This window comes from Evansella clarkii, from assembly GCF_002019695.1.
GTDB classification, from domain to species: Bacteria; Bacillota; Bacilli; order Bacillales; family Salisediminibacteriaceae; genus Evansella; species Evansella clarkii.
In genome coordinates, this window is record NZ_KV917376.1 from 4,169,053 (window position 1) to 4,185,050 (window position 15,998).

The 15,998-nt window shown below is 43.2% G+C and carries 15 protein-coding genes and 1 pseudogene; 5 read left to right on the top strand and 11 right to left on the bottom strand.

Annotated elements, in window-relative coordinates:
- Positions 1-19 precede the first annotated feature (19 nt).
- Positions 20-520 carry a GNAT family N-acetyltransferase gene (locus tag BK582_RS19710; RefSeq protein ID WP_078596678.1) on the bottom strand — a complete coding sequence of 167 codons (501 nt, stop codon included), beginning with the start codon at positions 518-520 and terminating at the stop codon, positions 20-22.
- 34 nt (positions 521-554) lie between these two features.
- Positions 555-1,571, bottom strand: a complete 1,017-nt coding sequence (locus BK582_RS19715; RefSeq protein ID WP_078596679.1) for a glutathione S-transferase family protein — start codon at positions 1,569-1,571, stop codon at positions 555-557.
- Positions 1,572-2,217: 646 nt separating this feature from the next.
- Between BK582_RS19715 and BK582_RS19720 the strand changes: the two genes are divergently transcribed.
- Positions 2,218-3,375: a M14 family zinc carboxypeptidase gene (locus BK582_RS19720; protein ID WP_078596680.1), complete on the top strand. Its 1,158-nt coding sequence runs from the start codon at positions 2,218-2,220 to the stop codon at positions 3,373-3,375.
- 46 nt (positions 3,376-3,421) lie between these two features.
- Here the strand turns inward: BK582_RS19720 and BK582_RS19725 are convergent, their stop codons facing one another.
- A complete protein-coding gene (locus tag BK582_RS19725; protein WP_078596681.1) occupies positions 3,422-4,231 on the bottom strand; it encodes an RDD family protein in 810 nt (269 codons plus the stop codon).
- 100 nt (positions 4,232-4,331) lie between these two features.
- On the opposite strand from BK582_RS19725, the gene BK582_RS19730 reads away from it, so the two are divergent.
- Positions 4,332-5,330, top strand: coding sequence for a stage II sporulation protein M (locus tag BK582_RS19730; protein WP_078598159.1), 999 nt, complete (start codon positions 4,332-4,334; stop codon positions 5,328-5,330).
- On the opposite strand, the gene BK582_RS19735 is transcribed toward BK582_RS19730, so the two are convergent.
- The 7 genes and pseudogenes from BK582_RS19735 to BK582_RS27890 form a co-directional block, all read right to left on the bottom strand.
- Positions 5,297-6,655 (bottom strand): DUF58 domain-containing protein, encoded by a 1,359-nt coding sequence (locus tag BK582_RS19735; protein ID WP_244895436.1) that lies wholly within the window; start codon positions 6,653-6,655, stop codon positions 5,297-5,299. The genes BK582_RS19730 and BK582_RS19735 overlap by 34 nt on opposite strands.
- A pseudogene (locus BK582_RS19740) lies at positions 6,606-7,535 on the bottom strand (AAA family ATPase). Before BK582_RS19740 ends, BK582_RS19735 begins: the two are co-directional and overlap by 50 nt.
- On the bottom strand, positions 7,532-8,668 hold the full coding sequence (locus BK582_RS19745; RefSeq protein ID WP_169911151.1) for a DUF4350 domain-containing protein: 1,137 nt from the start codon (positions 8,666-8,668) through the stop codon (positions 7,532-7,534). Before BK582_RS19745 ends, BK582_RS19740 begins: the two are co-directional and overlap by 4 nt.
- 7 nt (positions 8,669-8,675) lie before the next feature.
- Positions 8,676-9,323, bottom strand: coding sequence for a DUF4129 domain-containing protein (locus BK582_RS19750; protein ID WP_078596684.1), 648 nt, complete (start codon positions 9,321-9,323; stop codon positions 8,676-8,678).
- A 328-nt stretch (positions 9,324-9,651) separates the two neighbouring features.
- Complete coding sequence (locus BK582_RS19755) at positions 9,652-10,566, bottom strand: hypothetical protein (RefSeq protein WP_078596685.1); 915 nt, start codon at positions 10,564-10,566, stop codon at positions 9,652-9,654.
- A gap of 494 nt (positions 10,567-11,060) precedes the next feature.
- Positions 11,061-11,624 carry a M20/M25/M40 family metallo-hydrolase gene (locus tag BK582_RS27885; protein WP_244895438.1) on the bottom strand — a complete coding sequence of 188 codons (564 nt, stop codon included), beginning with the start codon at positions 11,622-11,624 and terminating at the stop codon, positions 11,061-11,063.
- On the bottom strand, positions 11,621-12,184 hold the full coding sequence (locus tag BK582_RS27890; RefSeq protein ID WP_244895439.1) for a M20/M25/M40 family metallo-hydrolase: 564 nt from the start codon (positions 12,182-12,184) through the stop codon (positions 11,621-11,623). The genes BK582_RS27885 and BK582_RS27890 overlap by 4 nt, the downstream gene beginning before the upstream one ends.
- A gap of 136 nt (positions 12,185-12,320) precedes the next feature.
- Between BK582_RS27890 and BK582_RS19765 the strand changes: the two genes are divergently transcribed.
- The 3 genes from BK582_RS19765 (at position 12,321) to BK582_RS19770 (ending at position 13,737) form a co-directional block, all read left to right on the top strand.
- Entirely contained in the window at positions 12,321-12,686 is a 366-nt protein-coding gene (locus BK582_RS19765; protein ID WP_218190742.1) for a SpoIIAA family protein, read from the top strand.
- A gap of 51 nt (positions 12,687-12,737) precedes the next feature.
- Complete coding sequence (locus tag BK582_RS27235) at positions 12,738-12,911, top strand: hypothetical protein (protein ID WP_169911155.1); 174 nt, start codon at positions 12,738-12,740, stop codon at positions 12,909-12,911.
- Between the two features lie 196 nt (positions 12,912-13,107).
- Positions 13,108-13,737: a cysteine hydrolase family protein gene (locus BK582_RS19770; protein WP_078596687.1), complete on the top strand. Its 630-nt coding sequence runs from the start codon at positions 13,108-13,110 to the stop codon at positions 13,735-13,737.
- Between the two features lie 77 nt (positions 13,738-13,814).
- Here the strand turns inward: BK582_RS19770 and BK582_RS19775 are convergent, their stop codons facing one another.
- Complete coding sequence (locus BK582_RS19775; protein ID WP_244895440.1) at positions 13,815-15,701, bottom strand: Xaa-Pro dipeptidyl-peptidase; 1,887 nt, start codon at positions 15,699-15,701, stop codon at positions 13,815-13,817.
- Positions 15,702-15,998: the final 297 nt, after the last annotated feature.

Sequence of the window (15,998 nt, forward strand, 5' to 3'; positions counted from 1 at the left end):
ATTTTCCATCTCCCCTACTTTATACCGCCCTCCGGAAAGCTTTTACGACTATTCCGTCATCCGCTGGCACAAAGTCATTCTCAGGCACCCTTTCAAAACCCATCCGTTCATATAATTTCATTGCATCCTTCATAAATTCCCCTGTGTGGAGTCCAATGTATTTGTAACCTTTCTTTTTCGCTCTGCTGATACATTCTGCAACAAGTCCGTACGCTGCACCTTTCCCTCTCGCTTTCCGGTCAACAGCAAGCATTCGTATTTCCGGATAAGCGAGTTTATCCACATAACCCTCATAGGCATCTGATTCAGCTGGAAACAACACCACACTGCCGACGATGCTCCCTTCGATTTCAGCCACAATTACTTCCACTTCAGCCTGACTGTCCGCCTCAGAGGAAATTGCACCTTTGAGAGCTTCCCAGTGTTCAGGAGGAACGGCTTGCACGTGGTCCCGATATGCCTCAACCCTCTGTTTTCTGATAAACTCTAATTCTTGCTTTTTCGCATCTCTAATCATCATTTTGCACTATATACCTCCATTTGCTTCCTATATATTAGCGGTTAAAAAGCAGGAACTTATCAGCTTTATCACTAAGTTTTTCCCGGTTATGCGGTGTTTCCCATACTGATAAATCAGGCCCCTTTGGCAATATTCTCTCTTCAGTATTATTTGGGTTAATAGTAATAGATAAGTGATAATGCTCTTTTATCGCCTGAAAATCAGTCGTGTCATCAAACCCGGGAGTCTGATAAAGATCCCTGGCATAGCCCCATAGATTCTTGTATTCCCGAATTAAATTCCTGTTGGTGTTAAAAGCATTATAGTAAGCTGCATCAAAACGGACTAGTGTTGAATACAGCCGAATATCCGAGTCGGTAATAAAATCACCGAACAGGAACCTTCGTGAGTCAAGACGTTCTTCAAACTCATCCAGTCTTGTAAAGAGACTGTCAAAAGCTGTTTCATAAGCTTCCTGAGACTGAGCAAACCCGCATTTATAAACACCATTATTTATATCGTGAAAAATCGTCTCATTCAGCACATCAATCTCAGCACGCAAATCTTTCGGATACAAATTTGGGGCATTCTTTTTAAAATATGGCGACCAGACTGTTTCAAGATAGTTAGTCAGCTTAAAATAGTCATTGTTCACAGCCTGCTTTGTCTTTTCATCCACAATAACTGGCACCGTCGGGCGGCCGGAATAATTCAGGTCAGAATTAACATAAACTTCACTTATGTACTTTATGCCTAACACTGGGTCCCTGCCTTCCCCATCAAGGGAAAACTCCCAATCTACCCGGTCAATCTTCGGGCGAATCGGGCTGGCTGTACCAAGACTAATAACCTCCTCAAGTCCGAGAAGTCTGCGGACAATTACTGCACGGTGTGCCCACGGGCATGCAGAGGACCACAACAGCCTGTACCTTCCTGCCTCTACTGGCAGTTCCCCAGGTTTCTCTCCAAATGGAGTAGTAAACCTGTTTTTCTGCCGCTTGAATGCTCCGTCTTTCGAGATTTCCTCAGGCTTCTTATTTTGTTTTGCAGCATTATATTTATCTTCACTCACTTAAACTCCCCCTTAAATATCTTAATTTATAATTCTCTTAGGAAAGTAAGGATACCTTTATTTTACAAAAGAAAACAACTTGATCTATGATTGAGTATTGAGATATGGTGGAGAAAATCAAAATAACTGTGAATGTGCCTCTTTGCGGATCGGATTCGTAAGCACTACGCTTACAGACGGATTGAATCCTCATTCCGCTATGCCATTCACGAAACTAAAGTCCTGGTAATTTAATCACAAAACCCTCTCACATCCATGCCATTTGAACTTAATAATGCTTATATTTAAATTAAAATATATTAAATCATATATTATTAAAAAGGACTAAAGAACTGTTTTTAGGCAATGGGATTCCATTATCTTCAAAATAGTAAGGAAATGACGCTTATCTCATGGAACTACTTCCCAATCATCTAGTTATTTCAATGATTACAATATTCTTAATATTGAAAATTATAAGTTTATTAGTTCTTCAGTATGGTTAACGCCTGCTATCTTATTTTCATATATACAAAAGCCCAACTATAGGTGCATGTTCCCCCTTTTTCCCTCTACTATAATTTAGACAACCGAAACAAATGGAGGTGAAAATTACATACATCAAGAACATTGCAAGTGATTACAAAACTAAAAGGAGGTTGATTTTTTGAAGAAGACGCTAATTTCCCTGTTGAGTATCCTGATGCTTCTGTCTGTTTTCTCTGCTTCTGCTTTTGCTGTGAAAAACCATCCATCAACGGAAGGTAATACGAATCTATCAAGCATCATAGGCTATGATGATATGATTAAGGAACTGGAAAACCTTGAGAGAAGAAGTAAAGGTGCCCTTGAGCTCTTCACTCTGGAGGATCTTGGTTATGAGTACAGTAAAAGCGAACAAGGCCGCGACCTTTACGTAGCAAAAGTTGGTAATGGTGACAAAAAGGTATGGGTGCAGAGCCGGATTCACGGGGATGAGCCATACGGTACAGAAGCTACCCTTCATCTTTTAAAAATGTATGTGAATAACCAGTCAGCTGAAAACCGGGAAATCATGGATGAACTGACGATGTACTTTATTCCGATGTATAACCCAGATGGCAGCGAAATGAATACCCGTACAACTATGCTGATAGATCAGGAAACTGGCGAGCCTCGTGTGGGAACTAACGGCAGACCACTTACAATCGACCTTAACAGAGACTGGGCAACTGGTGCTTTCCGTGCTGTAGAATCTATTGCATGGTTCGAATACTGGTCAGACATTCAGCCTGACTATGCCCTTGATATCCATCACCAGGGTTTGAAAACAGACGCAGAAACCGGGGACGCAATTACTATGTCTTTAGGTATCTCTTTAGCTCCGGGAGGCCCGACACTTCCAGGAATTAAAGATGGTCTTTATGAGGATATTGCCCGCCAGATGAATGTGTATGTTTATGACGGTCTAAAAGATTACGGCTATATGAGTATTGACCGTTACACTGTTGGAAATGCCAGAACTGGTTTCCATGAAATCGACATTCATGGCGGTGTTGTTTCTGCGATGATGCTCGGCCTCCAATATGATGGAATGAACGCAGATGGACACAGCAACCCGGCGATTTTCTTTGAAACTTCCGGAAATACAAGAGACGGAAACCTGGGACAGCGTGCCAGAGGACGAAATATTCAGCTTAATGCCAATGGAATTCACGAGTGGCTCTATGGTTTAGCTTCTGAAGAAATATTCGAAGTAGACCCTGAGCGCTGGAACGAAATTCCCCGTCCGGATATTATCGGCTATAACACTGACCACTCCGGTTTCGTCCCTGTTGGTTACTAAAACACTACTGAAAAGGAACAGCGCTCTCATTGCGCTGTTCCTTTTGTTATAGTTCATATTCCCATTCTTCTTTCATCTTCAGATACAAAACGAGAAGCATGCTTTCCAGCTCATCATTACTTTTACCTTCTGTTACAAGCCCTGCTTTTGGAAGGAGTGCAGCTGCCATTCTGCGGGACATTTCTCTTCTCTCCTCTTCAGGCAGCTGCCTGAAGCGCTCACTGTATGCTTTAAGCAAATTCCATTCTTTTTTCCCAAAAGATCTCATAGCAAACTCATCGACTTCAATATCATTAGCTGAAAGTCCCCGCTCCTTAATTTCTGTCTCAATATCCCCTTCTCTTTTCTTCCCCTTCTTCCCCCGTTCATGAACTACGAGAGTTCCGGCAACGATATCCCCGAGCCGTTTATGCCTTGAGTGGAAAAAAATCATCAGGATTCCTGTCAAATAAGCGGCGGGCAGAGAATCGATCAGACGAAGCAGATTACGGATCAAGCTGGAAAGAAGCGTTATGCTGTGTCCGTTTTCCTGGATGACACGTACGCCAAGGATTTTTTTTCCGATAGTTCTGCCGCCAGTAAAGTATTCAAGGACAAGGAAATAACCGCTGTTAATGATAAAAACCAGGATGATTGCTCCCGCAAGGACAGAGGGAACGGCGTCAAATACGAGATTAAATTCCTGCTGGCCGCTCATAATTAAAAACGCCGAAACAATTATCAGCAGATTTACTAGCATTAATATAAGCTGATCTATTAAAAATGCCGCTGCACGGCTCCCAAGCCCGGCAGGATGAAACTGGAGGGACACAAATTCAGGTGTTTTTACAGAGATTTTGTTCTCAGCTTTTTCCATTTATTTCACCTCGATTCATTGGATAATCTGCATGTCAGTGGTAGTATTATTAATAAATATATCAGTTTATCAATCTATATTTGCAGAAGAAGGTGCTAAAGTGAATGTTAATCAATTTGTAAAACAGCATCGTGAAGAATGGAAAGAGCTTGAGGAGCTGACTTTTAAATTCCATAAAAACAAATCCACGCTCACCGGCTCAGATATCGACCGCTTCCACAGCCTTTACCAGAAAACCGCCCAGCATTTATCCTACTCGCAAACGTACTTTGCAAACGAAGATGTCTCGGCATATTTAAACGAACTAACTGCGAAAGCCCATAATCTTCTTTATAAAGACCAGATTTCAAGTATGAAGCAGATACGTTATTTTTTCAGTACTAAGTTTATCGGTCTTCTTGCCGAACAGTGGAAATTCGCCGTGGCTGCACTGTTTCTCTTCTTTATCGGAGGAGCAGGTGCTTTCTGGTCGGTGGCCAGCGAGCCTCTTAATCTCTATTCCGTCGTGCCGGCTGAGATGGCTCAGGCGGTTGACCCGCAACAGCTCGGGGCTGGACACGACTCAATTGATTCATCTCTTATGTCAGCGAGCATAATGACTAACAATATTCAGGTTGCCATCCTTGCGTTTGCCGGCGGAATTACTTTTGGCCTGTTAACTGTTTACATACTTATCTATAACGGCATTATTGTAGGAGCACTTGCAGCTTTATACTGGCATTACGGAATGACATATGAATTCTGGGCTTACATTGTCCCCCACGGAATGATAGAGCTCGCGGCCATTTTTATCGCCGGCGGTGCAGGGCTGATGATGGGCTACAAGCTTTTTGTGCCTGGGCCGTTTAAAAGATCTTACCAGTTAAAGGAACAGGCGAAACGTTCTGTACAGCTGTTGCTGGGAACGATTCCCCTGTTTATCATCGCCGGGATCGTTGAAGGCTATATTACCCCGGCAGCTATTTCCCTTGAAGCTAAGTACTTTACAGCGATCCTTACAGTTGCAGGTCTTATACTGTACGTGGCTATTGGGAGCGCTCTATTGAAAAAAAAAGAATCAGAAACTTACAGTAACCCCCGGTTCATAATATCAATATAATTGGAAACTGCTGCGCTGGCCAGCCGTTCCTCCCTGGCCTCCATCATGTGGAGGCCTTGTTTTTCCCACTTCACCTTTTCCCGTTGTTTAATGAGCAGCTGATGCTGGGCCATACTCCTCACCATTGCTGCCTGAACGTCGGCTGGTGAAGCATCTGCATGCTGTTTCAGCCTCTCATCTTCTATTCCGAGCATAAGAAACAAATGGCGCTGCCTGAGCCGTTTTATATAATGAAGAGCACTTTCCTCATGAAGAAATGTTCTCACATCACTGAACAGCAGCAGGAGACTTCTTTTTTTCTGCACTGTCTGCAAATAATTGAGAACTTCCCCGTAATTCGGTTCAGCAGCCTCTGCTTCAAGGCTGTATACTGCCTGCAAAATCGTCTGTAAGTGCCCCATCCCTTTTGCAGGTGGCACATACGTTTTTACATCTTTTCCGAAAGCTATGACAGAAACATAATCCCCTTTTTGCAGGGCGGCAGCTGCCACTGTAAGGCCGGCTTCGAGGGACCTTTCCAGCCGGTTCCCTTTCTTCAGTTCTGCGCCCATCATTCTGCCACAGTCGATTAAAACAGTAATATACTTGCCGTGCTCAGGTTCGTATTCGTTAGCCATGACTTCCTGAAGTTTTGCCGTCTGCCGCCAGTTAATCGTTCTTGGATCGTCCCCGACAACGTAATTTCTTACCTTGGCAAATTCTCCTGATCCGCTTCTCCGCCTCCGAATCTTTTCCCCTTCATACATAAGGAATCGCTGAGCGTTTTCCAGATACTCCTTCACATCGGTTAAATCGGGAATCACTTTTACCTGGCATTGGATATCAGAGGACAACTGCTTTTCCCAAAGTCCGAGACGGCTTTTGTACCTTATATAAAGTTTATTAATCTCGTAATCTCCTCTGACAGGCGCACGAGTTTCATAAATAATAGCAGTTTTTTTACGGCCCTCCGCAGTTCCCCTTAACGGAAATGGCCTTTTGAATGACTGAGGCAATCCATCTGTGATCGTAAATTGACAGTCGTAAGGGGAATGGTTGTCTATTTCCAACTTTACAGAGTAATCTTTGCCTCTCTCCAGTTCTTCAGCCATTATCCGGCGTATGCCTACATCCTTTTTCCCTGGTGAAAATAGCAAGTCAAGCAGACTTACTGCCAGTAAAAGTAAATTTCCTGAAATTATAAAAACCCACGGAACACCTGCGAAAGCAGCAGCAATAATTATGAATGACAGAACTATTGCGGCAATCAGAAGATTTAGGGCAGGAAGTACACCTCTATCTCGGAACAGGAACCGCCCCCACAAGTTCGTTAATGATCTGGTCAACAGTAGCCCCCTCCAATTCCGCATGCGGTGACAGCTGAATCCGGTGCCTTAATGCTGGTTTTGCTGTCATCTTAATATCATCCGGAGTCACGTAATTTCGCCCGCCAAGATACGCCCATGCTTTAGCGGCTTTCCCGATGGAAATTGCCGCTCTTGTACTTGCACCTAACCGCACAGCTTCTGTGTCCCTCGTTTTTCTCACTATCTCCATTGTATAACGAAGCACCTCATCACTAATTGTTACTTCCTCAATTTCCTTACGTATTTGAAGAAAGGCATTAAGGTCCAGGATACTTTCCAGATTATCAGGAGACAGTCTGTTTTCAAGAACCTGCTTTAATACATTTTGCTCCTCATCAAAGGAAGGGAACTCTATGTGCAGTTTAAAGAGAAACCTGTCCTGCTGTGCCTCCGGCAGCGGATATGTCCCTTCATATTCAATCGGATTTTGTGTTGCCGCTACAAAGAATACTTCATCAAGTCTGTATGTTTCTCCCTGGATTGTCAACTGCTATTCTTCCATCGCTTCCAGGAGGGCGGCCTGGGTTTTTGCCGGAGTTCGGTTTATTTCATCAGCTAACAATATATTAGTAAAAACAGGGCCCTTCACTGTTTTAAAAGTGCTTTCTTTCATATTAAATATGGTACTGCCAGTGATATCACTTGGCAAAAGGTCAGGAGTGAACTGAATCCGTTTAAATTCTCCCCCAATTAGTCCAGCAAGAGTACGGACCATCTGAGTTTTACCCGTTCCCGGCACTCCTTCAAGGAGAACATGCCCGCCGGCAAGGGCTGCTGCCACCATGAGTTTCAGATTAGTACGCTGCCCTAGTATTCTGCTATCATAACTTTCAAGTAATGCTGCTAATTCGGTTTTCATTCTTTCTCCACCTCTTTCTTCAGGCTGTCTAATTTCCTGGACCAGTGCAGATATTCCTGTCTGCTTACTTTTTCTTTGTACAGCACTTCTTCAAGCCCCAAAACAAATGCTGCGATTTCTGTTTCTGACTTTCCCTGCCATTTAAGTTTCAGCTGGTCTTCTGTCTCTTTCCAGCTATATTTACCTGGAATTCTCCAGTGATGCTGCATAAGCATCCTCAGGTAGTCCGCCTGAATCTGAAGGGACTCGTTGAAACGGCCCCCCTTCAGGCGTAAATACCATGCAGCTAAAGCTCTGATACTTTCATCACTATATCTGACACTTTCCTCCCGGGGCTCAAAAACAGGTCCGAACCGTTTACCTTTAGACCATAGCCATAAAAGAGCGACAATCGCTCCCTGAAGGAGAAAAACCAGAAAAGCCATTGGGTAAACTGCTGTTACAGCTGGACCGTCACCATGAAGATATTCGTCAAATAATATTATTCCCTCCTGGTTTCCTTGACTAATTAAAAATAGAGCAAGAGGGATGTTGTCATTATCAAGCAGGTTGCCGTTAACAAGCCAGCCCGACGAAAGTGAGATAATCAACTCACCATCTCCAGCAGGGCGGCGGACAGCTGCAGCCCCAAAGTCGTCGGACAGAAGGATCTCATCTTCGTCTAATGTCTGTATACGGACCGGAGAGCCTAGTGCCGCACTGAACTCATTACCGTCATTCCTTTCCAGCTCCACCGGTTGTTCCAGTGGTTCAGCTCCATATTCGGCTCTTATATCAAACATTCCCACAGGGTTTTCCATAAATAAAAGAACAGTATTCCCGGACTCTATGTATTCCCGGTAAGCATCCATTTCTTCCTGGTCAGGTGTAAACCGGGGCTCAACCATAATGAGCAGCTGCCCTGCACCTCCCCCAGGAAGAAGTTCAGGTTCATTACTCCACCGTTCAACAGCTTCATATTCATTTTCCAGATATGTAAAAATTGCTTTCGTCCCAGTAGGAGAAGGCGAGTGTGATACATAAGGAGGGAATTCTTCGGGCTGGCCGGCGAAACCAATATAGCTGAAAATCGCAAACAAAGCGAATACAGCTGCCCATAGCCATGTTTTTATGTTGAATAATTTTTTATTCAAAACAGATTCATCCCTCCTGCACACTTTCTTGTTCCTGCTGACCGGCTTTAAGCCATTTTGCTGCCTGTTCTTTATACCGTCTGTACTCTTCTTTTCCTACAGTCCGCTTCCCATACGTTACCTGATCAAACAGAAGAACAAACTCATAGAAAAATTGCGCACTTTGCTTATTTGTACTTTTCAGTTCTTCGTAGTACTCAAGGTTTGTTTTCCAGATTCTTGCCTCCAGCCAGCTGATCTCGTGAAAATGAAGAAGCAGTGCCAGAAACATATGCCTGGCAGCGAGTGTAAATTCTCCGGCCTCCTCATGCTTTTCCGCTTCAGCCAGATGATTATCAACAGTCAATACAAGCTCACCTGTACTCTGCAGAGGCTTGCGATCCCGAAAAGCCTTCTGCTGTTTCCGGCTCCTTCCCATCTTTATCATTATCACTGCCATAACACCAAGGACTGCAATGATAAACAGGAGAAAAGCTATTGCTGAAATGTTACCTGCCGGCTCTATTCCTGGAAATAAAGCTGAGAGCAGTTCTCCGATCCAGTGATCGATTCTTTCAATCAGCCATGCTGTTAAACTTTGAGATTCCTCATAATAGATTTGATATTCCCTGTCGCTCAGTATCTCTTCTATCTTCCGCCTCGCCTGATCAGACATTTATCCATCACCCAGCTTTCTTGGGTTTGAGACCATGTCTCTTCCTCTGCCAGTATTGCTCTGGGGCAGTATGAGTCGAGACAACTCGCAGTGCTTCATGATGCTTTGCTCGTTGCTATTTCCGACCGGCAAGAGCAACGCTCCTCAGCAAATGCGTCGATTTGTCTCGACGGATACTCTCCGAAGCTACGCTGGAAGAGGAAGAGACAGTCTCGCACCTTACACTAAAATTAACACAGTTTACATAAAAAACAGAGCTATCTCAAAGCCCCTCGTTTAATATACAGACAAAGCTCAGGCGGACGAGCCGCCTAAGCAGTGATTTCAATTAACTGTCTTTATTATAATCGTCAAGCATCCCTTTCAGATCATCGGAACTGTTCCTTGTTTTTGCATCAAGAAACATCACTGCGTATCCTACTGACATAATCATTGTTGTGAAAAGAAGCGCTATATTCTGCACGATGTTAAATAGTACACTATTACCGAGAAGCGCTCCAAAAGTTGTCTCAATCGCGAAGCTAATCGCAGTAATAATAAGGAAGAACACAATATATAACCCTAGTAAAAACCACGTACGCCCTTTGGTTAACCCCCAGCTTCGGTCAAATCCAGGGGTGACTTTATCAAGAACTACGGAACCGAAATAAAAGCTGAGCCTTGTAACGAGAAGGCCGGTCCCTAAACCGATTCCCAGCAGTAGCAGAAGGATAAAAATAATCGTGCCCGCAATTCCCATACCGCCAGCATCGAAAGTAAGCATAGTAATCAGCAATATAGTGACTATAAATATCCCTGTTAAGATGAGGATAAATAAAATTGTGCTTCCAAGTATACCCCAAAACCTTGAAAAAGCCCGTTTGATTACCGTGCCAACGGTAAAGGTTTCGCCAAGTCTTATGTCATTTACAGTAAAAAGTACAGCTGCCTGAGCAATCGGGAAAAGGAGGAGGCTGATGAATTCAAGAGATAATAATCCAAGGGCAGCTCCAAGTCCCCCTGCAAACAACTCTTCCTCTGCTTCACCTGCTATGAATTCTTCAAACCAGGCTGCACCGCTGCCGGCAGCATCTCTGAAAAAACTGACCCCTGACGCCAGCTGAATTATTGCTTCAAGAGCAATCAGCGGGCCTATAAGAAGAAAGAAAATCTTCATTAAATGTTTAAAATACTGTTTACTTAACTGAAACGTATGATCCAGGATTTGCCCAAAGCGCTTCGGTTTACTAAACTGTTCATTCATTGACATACTCCCCTCTATTATTCTTTTATTCTGTTATTCTGTTATGTAGGTGAATAAATGAATTTCATAATTTGGATTTTAACATTACAACATTATCTTAAAATGTTACTTTGTTGTTCGATTTACTCTTCAGACGGACGCGTTCTGCGGGCACGGCTTCAACTAATTTTTGACGGTCAAATGCCGTCAAAAATGGATTTTCAGCTTCTCATGCTTTTCCCGCAGGAACGAGCATCTTCTTCGCCGCAAATGCATCGAGTTGTCTCGACGGATATTCTTCGGAGCTAAGCTGGAAGAGGTAGAGACAGTCGCCATCTTATGCTGCAATCGAAAAGTAATGTTCGTCATATTTATACAAAGCCTATATATGAAATTCAATTTATTTGAATAAGTGTTAAGATAATTTTAACATTAATTTACAGGCTAATCGATTGTTTTGTCATGTAAAATGCCGCCTGGCTTCCTAATGAACCAGACGGCTTAAGATGATTTTGTTACATTTTTTTTATCAGGTTGGCTATAAACGCTGTTCTTCTCGGCAGCTCGTTTATGAGGATATGTTCATATTCTGCATGGGGGCCTTCGCCTGGCACACCTAAACCGTCAAGTGTGGGAACTCCTAGTGCGGCAGTAAAGTTACCGTCACTAGCTCCTCCTACTTGTGATTCCTCCAGCTGAAATCCTGTTTCCAGGGCAGCTTCCCTTGCTTTGTGGAATAATTCCACATTTGTTTTAGTACGTTCCATCGGAGGCCTGTTCATCCCTCCTTCCACTTCCAGCTCAATGCCGGGAGTAAAAGGTTTTAATGTAGTTAGTATTTGCCCCATTCTGTATGCTTCATCCATTGTTTTCACCCGGAGATCCACTGTAGCTTCCGCATAATCAGGAACTATATTTGACCGTCTTCCTCCGCTAATAACACCTGTGTTAACAGTGGTCCCTTTTTCATAATCTGTCATATTTTCCAGATGGATAATCTGATGTGCAAGCTCCTTGATGGCGCTGATTCCCTCTTCATGGTGCGCCCCTGCATGGGAGCTTTTCCCTTTAACCTTCAAATGATAACGGCCAACGCCTTTTCTCCCCGTTTTTGCAGCACCTGTCCCTGAATCCGGGTCTCCATTACTAATACTGCATCACTTTCCTTGGCTCGTTCTTCGATTATTTCTCTTGAAGTGCCGCTTCCAACCTCTTCGTCTGAGGTTAAAAGAAAGTTGATTTCTTTATCATGAAGCATGTCATTATCGCATAATGCTTTTACGCCCCACATGGACTGGATAATGCCAGCTTTCATATCCAGCACTCCCGGACCGTAGAATTTTTCGTCTTTAATCCGGATCGGCAGCTGACCTTTTTCCCAGACAGTATCGAAGTGTCCGAGGACGAGAATTTTTTTGCTTCCTTTACCAATAGTAAAGCAAAGATGATTCCCCCGCTCCACTTGTACATGGACAAAGGGGTCTGCACCTAGTCTTTCTTTAAATAAATCAATAAGCAAAATTCCGCACTCATCCACAAGCTTTTTATCGTGTGTTGGTGATTCTGCCTTAACTACATTAATTAAATCATCTTGTATTTGTGCTTTATTTTTATTTGCGAAATCTTTTAAAACTGACAAAATAACACCTCCTGCATCTTATCAACTACGTTTTCCCGGAAAATCCATTATTTTAACCTGACTGCATAAAGCTTGTTCCACGGTAAAAATAATCTTTTAAAAAAAATGCATAAGGGTATTAGATAAAAAAGCGGAGGTGAAGGTGTTGATAAAAGAACTTCCAGTGAGCGGCGGTAAGCTGATTGCTTTTGAAGTAAAAGAAGATGTTACTGAAGAGGAATTCAATAAAGCTGCCCAGCTTATGAAAAACCGAATGGAAGAGCACGGAAAGATCAGGCTATTAGCAAAATTCCATGAGCTTCCGGTACGGGAAGTTTCGAGCATAACTGACAGGATTAGTTTTGCGAAGGATAATCTGAAACACATTGAAAAATATGCAATTGTCGGAGACAATAAAGCCTTTGAAGCTGCTGCTAAAATTGTTGGATCTGCCTCTGACATTGAAATAAAGAGATTTGAGATTAAGGATGAAGAGAAAGCTCTGGAATGGGTCCGTGAATAGTCCAAACTCTGTCAAAATACAATTGAATTCTGCTGAAAGAGGTGAAAAACTATGAAATGGTATAACATTCTGTTTCTTGCTGTATTTTTCCCAATCGGTTTATTTGTTCTGATGAGTAAGTTAGGTACTTGGGCGAAAATTAAACTCCTTACTTCTTCCTTCCTCGCTTTGTGGAAGGGTAAAGATGCAGCTAAAGAGGCTGACAAATCAATGCAGACAAGTTAATCATTTTAAGAAATTGCAGCCCGGGACTTTTAAAAGTCCCGGGCTGTTTCATTATTACTGGCCTTTCCCGTCTTTATATACCATTACATACTCTTATACAAAGTTAAATTTCTGAATATTTAAAATTATAATTGACTTTATAAAACCCTTACATTAGACTCGTAACTGAAAGCCACATTAATCATGGAGGGATTAGATGAGCTTTACCCTGGACGTTTCGAAAACAGTTTTATTGTCGCTTCATATGCAGCATGATATTGTTTTCAAAAATGGAAAGTTCGGTGATTTTTTCGGTGAACAGGCTGAGAAGAGAAACGTTGTCGTTAAAGCAAGGAACTTGTTAAATGAAGCAAGAACCCATAACGTGAATGTCATCCATGCAGCTGTATGCTTTAAAGAAAACCATTCAGACCTCCATGCGAACAGCCCATTACTCTTGATGGTCCAGCAGACGGATGCTCTTGTGAAAGGAACATGGGGAGCGGACTTTATCAACGGACTACATCCAGAAGAAAGGGAAGTAGTTATAGAAAGCCAGCGTGTGGGTCCGTTTGAAGGAACCGACCTCGCTGCCAGAATTCAGGACACTGGTGCAGACACCGTTATTCTGTTTGGAGTGGCTACGGACATTGTTGTTTCATCGGCGACCAGAGTTCTCTCTGACATGGGTTATAATGTAGTCATTGCTGAAGACTGCTGCTCAGCAGGCAGCCAGGAAGCCCATGAAGCAGCGCTTGCTACCCTCGGTTTACTGGCTCATGTTTCAAACTCAGAAGACATCACCGAAAAATTCCACACAGCTTCCGGTATCCAGCCTAATCCATAATAATAATAATAAATTTAACAATTAAGCAATAAACACCTGGCCTCTACCATGGAGACCAGGTGTCTGTTTTGCTATTATTAAAAGTCCACTGCTTTTTTACCGCCGGAAACTGGCAGTGTAATTCCGCTCTGTCCAAGACGGATTTCCACTTCCACTTCCTCTCTGTTTGGAACGGTGCGGCTTCTTGTACTGCTTGCTAAGACAACACCGATACGGTGCCCTTCTTTGAATACGTAATCATGCGTGTAAGCGTCCCACTGGAACCGGTAATGTTTATGGTCTCGGAGAGGGTTGCTTTCCCAGAAGTTTTTATAGTTTTGGGCATCCATAAATCCTCGTGTTACGATTTCATAATCTCTCGTATGTGTAAGAATTTCATGCTTCAGATAGCAGGCGCTGTCTCTCTCCGTACTCTGTCCCCAGCAATCCCGCTCAGAGAGTTGTCTGAGTCCGCTGGAGCCACCCTGATGGTTTACCCGCTCATCTGTCCCGTAGTCAACAAGATAAGCGGTAAGATTCGCTGCTTCCCCATTTATTGTAGCTCTTACATCAAGCTCCGGTGTTCCGCTTATTCGCAGATCTTCCGTAAGAACATCTGAAAGGAAAACGAGTCTGTTTTCACTTGGCTCCTCAGGATTTGTCACAAGCTGTGTTTCTGTTAAAGACCAGTCGTTCACAAGTGTATCGACATTGTTCCCCTGGACAGGTCCTGATGTAAGCACACCTGGCGCTCCATCTTCAGCCCCTGGACCGAAACGAAGGTTTACATCCTTAGCATCCTCTGCAGGCCACGTTTCATAAGTTTCCCATTCATTTGCAGCCCTTTCTACGTCTGCCATTGGCTCGTCCATTATGCCGTTATCAATATCGAGAAGCCAGTAATCAAACCAGCGGTGAATGGTATCTACCCACTCTTCTCGCCGGAAATCAAACGGCTCGGTATGTGCTGTCTGTGTAAGCCAGATCTTTCTCGGCACATCATTTCTTTCAAGACCTTCCCACCACTCGCCAAAATGGTTTGTTTGTACATTCAGATCATTTAATCCATGAACTAAAAAGACACTTGCTTTTACATTATCAACGTCTTTGACATAGTTACGCTCATCCCAGAATTCATTATAGTTTCCGGAAGGGTCGTCCATTAAGTCAAAAATCTCGCTTCGTACAGGAGCACATAACTGCCTTCTTTCTGAAGCAACGACTGTGTTTGCAAGCCCGCTTGCTCCGTTGTTTCTTAATGTAACTCCATTTTGGCGGTAGTAGTTATACCAGCTGCTGATAGCTACAATCGGTACGATTGTCTCAAGGCCGTCCACTCCTGTGGCAGCAACTGCGTTGGCTAAAGTACCGTCATAGGACTTACCATACATACCAACTTTTCCTGTACTCCAGTAAGCCTCTGCTTCATTGTCATCTCTGTCAACTGCATCAGCACGCCCGTTAAGCCAGTCAACAACTGCTTTTACTCCTTCTGTTTCTTCATACCCTCCAGTCGTTGGGCAGCCATCGGAGTTGTTTGTCCCTATCATATCTACAAGCGCTACTGCATATCCTCTCGGAACGAAATAGTTATCATAGTAGAGAGGAAACTTCACTGGTACACCATCTTCAAATTCCTTCAGCTGTGATTCATTCCCTCGCCCAAGTCTCTCATAATATGGGCTGGGTACCATAATTACTGGTACTTCAAGTCCTTCCTCTGTTTCAGCTGGCCGGATAATATCCACAGCAATCCGGTCGTTTACCCCATCGCCGTCTGTATCAAGAGTTGTTTCTACGAAAACACTTTCTCTTACCGCATCTTCATAAGAGAAAGCTTCCTGGGTTACCCCATCTTCCACTACATGTGCGGGTACTGTCCCGGTATCATCTGCCAGAACAGAAAATCCTCCAGTGAATGGGGCAGAAAATAACATGGTAAAAATCAGAGTGACGAGTATAAGCTTCTTTTTAGTTTTTTTCAAAATCAGCCACCTCTTTTTAATAGATTATTAGAAAAGCTTTCCACATGCTTACACAAAACGAGAGTGTGATTTTCAAGAGGAATTCGGTGAAAAAAGCATAATTTCACCATCCTTCCCCTTCTTCTCTTCTGCCTCCCTTCCAGGGAAATGTTTTGAATGACGAAATATTAGTTACTTTAATAATCTAAAAAACTGCTTTAATTGCCAATAGGTAATTATTGCACTATTTTCAGAAAATTCTTAACGAGGTATCAAACCCAAGTCTGAAGGCATAGTAGTTTCGTCCCTTTAAAAGAA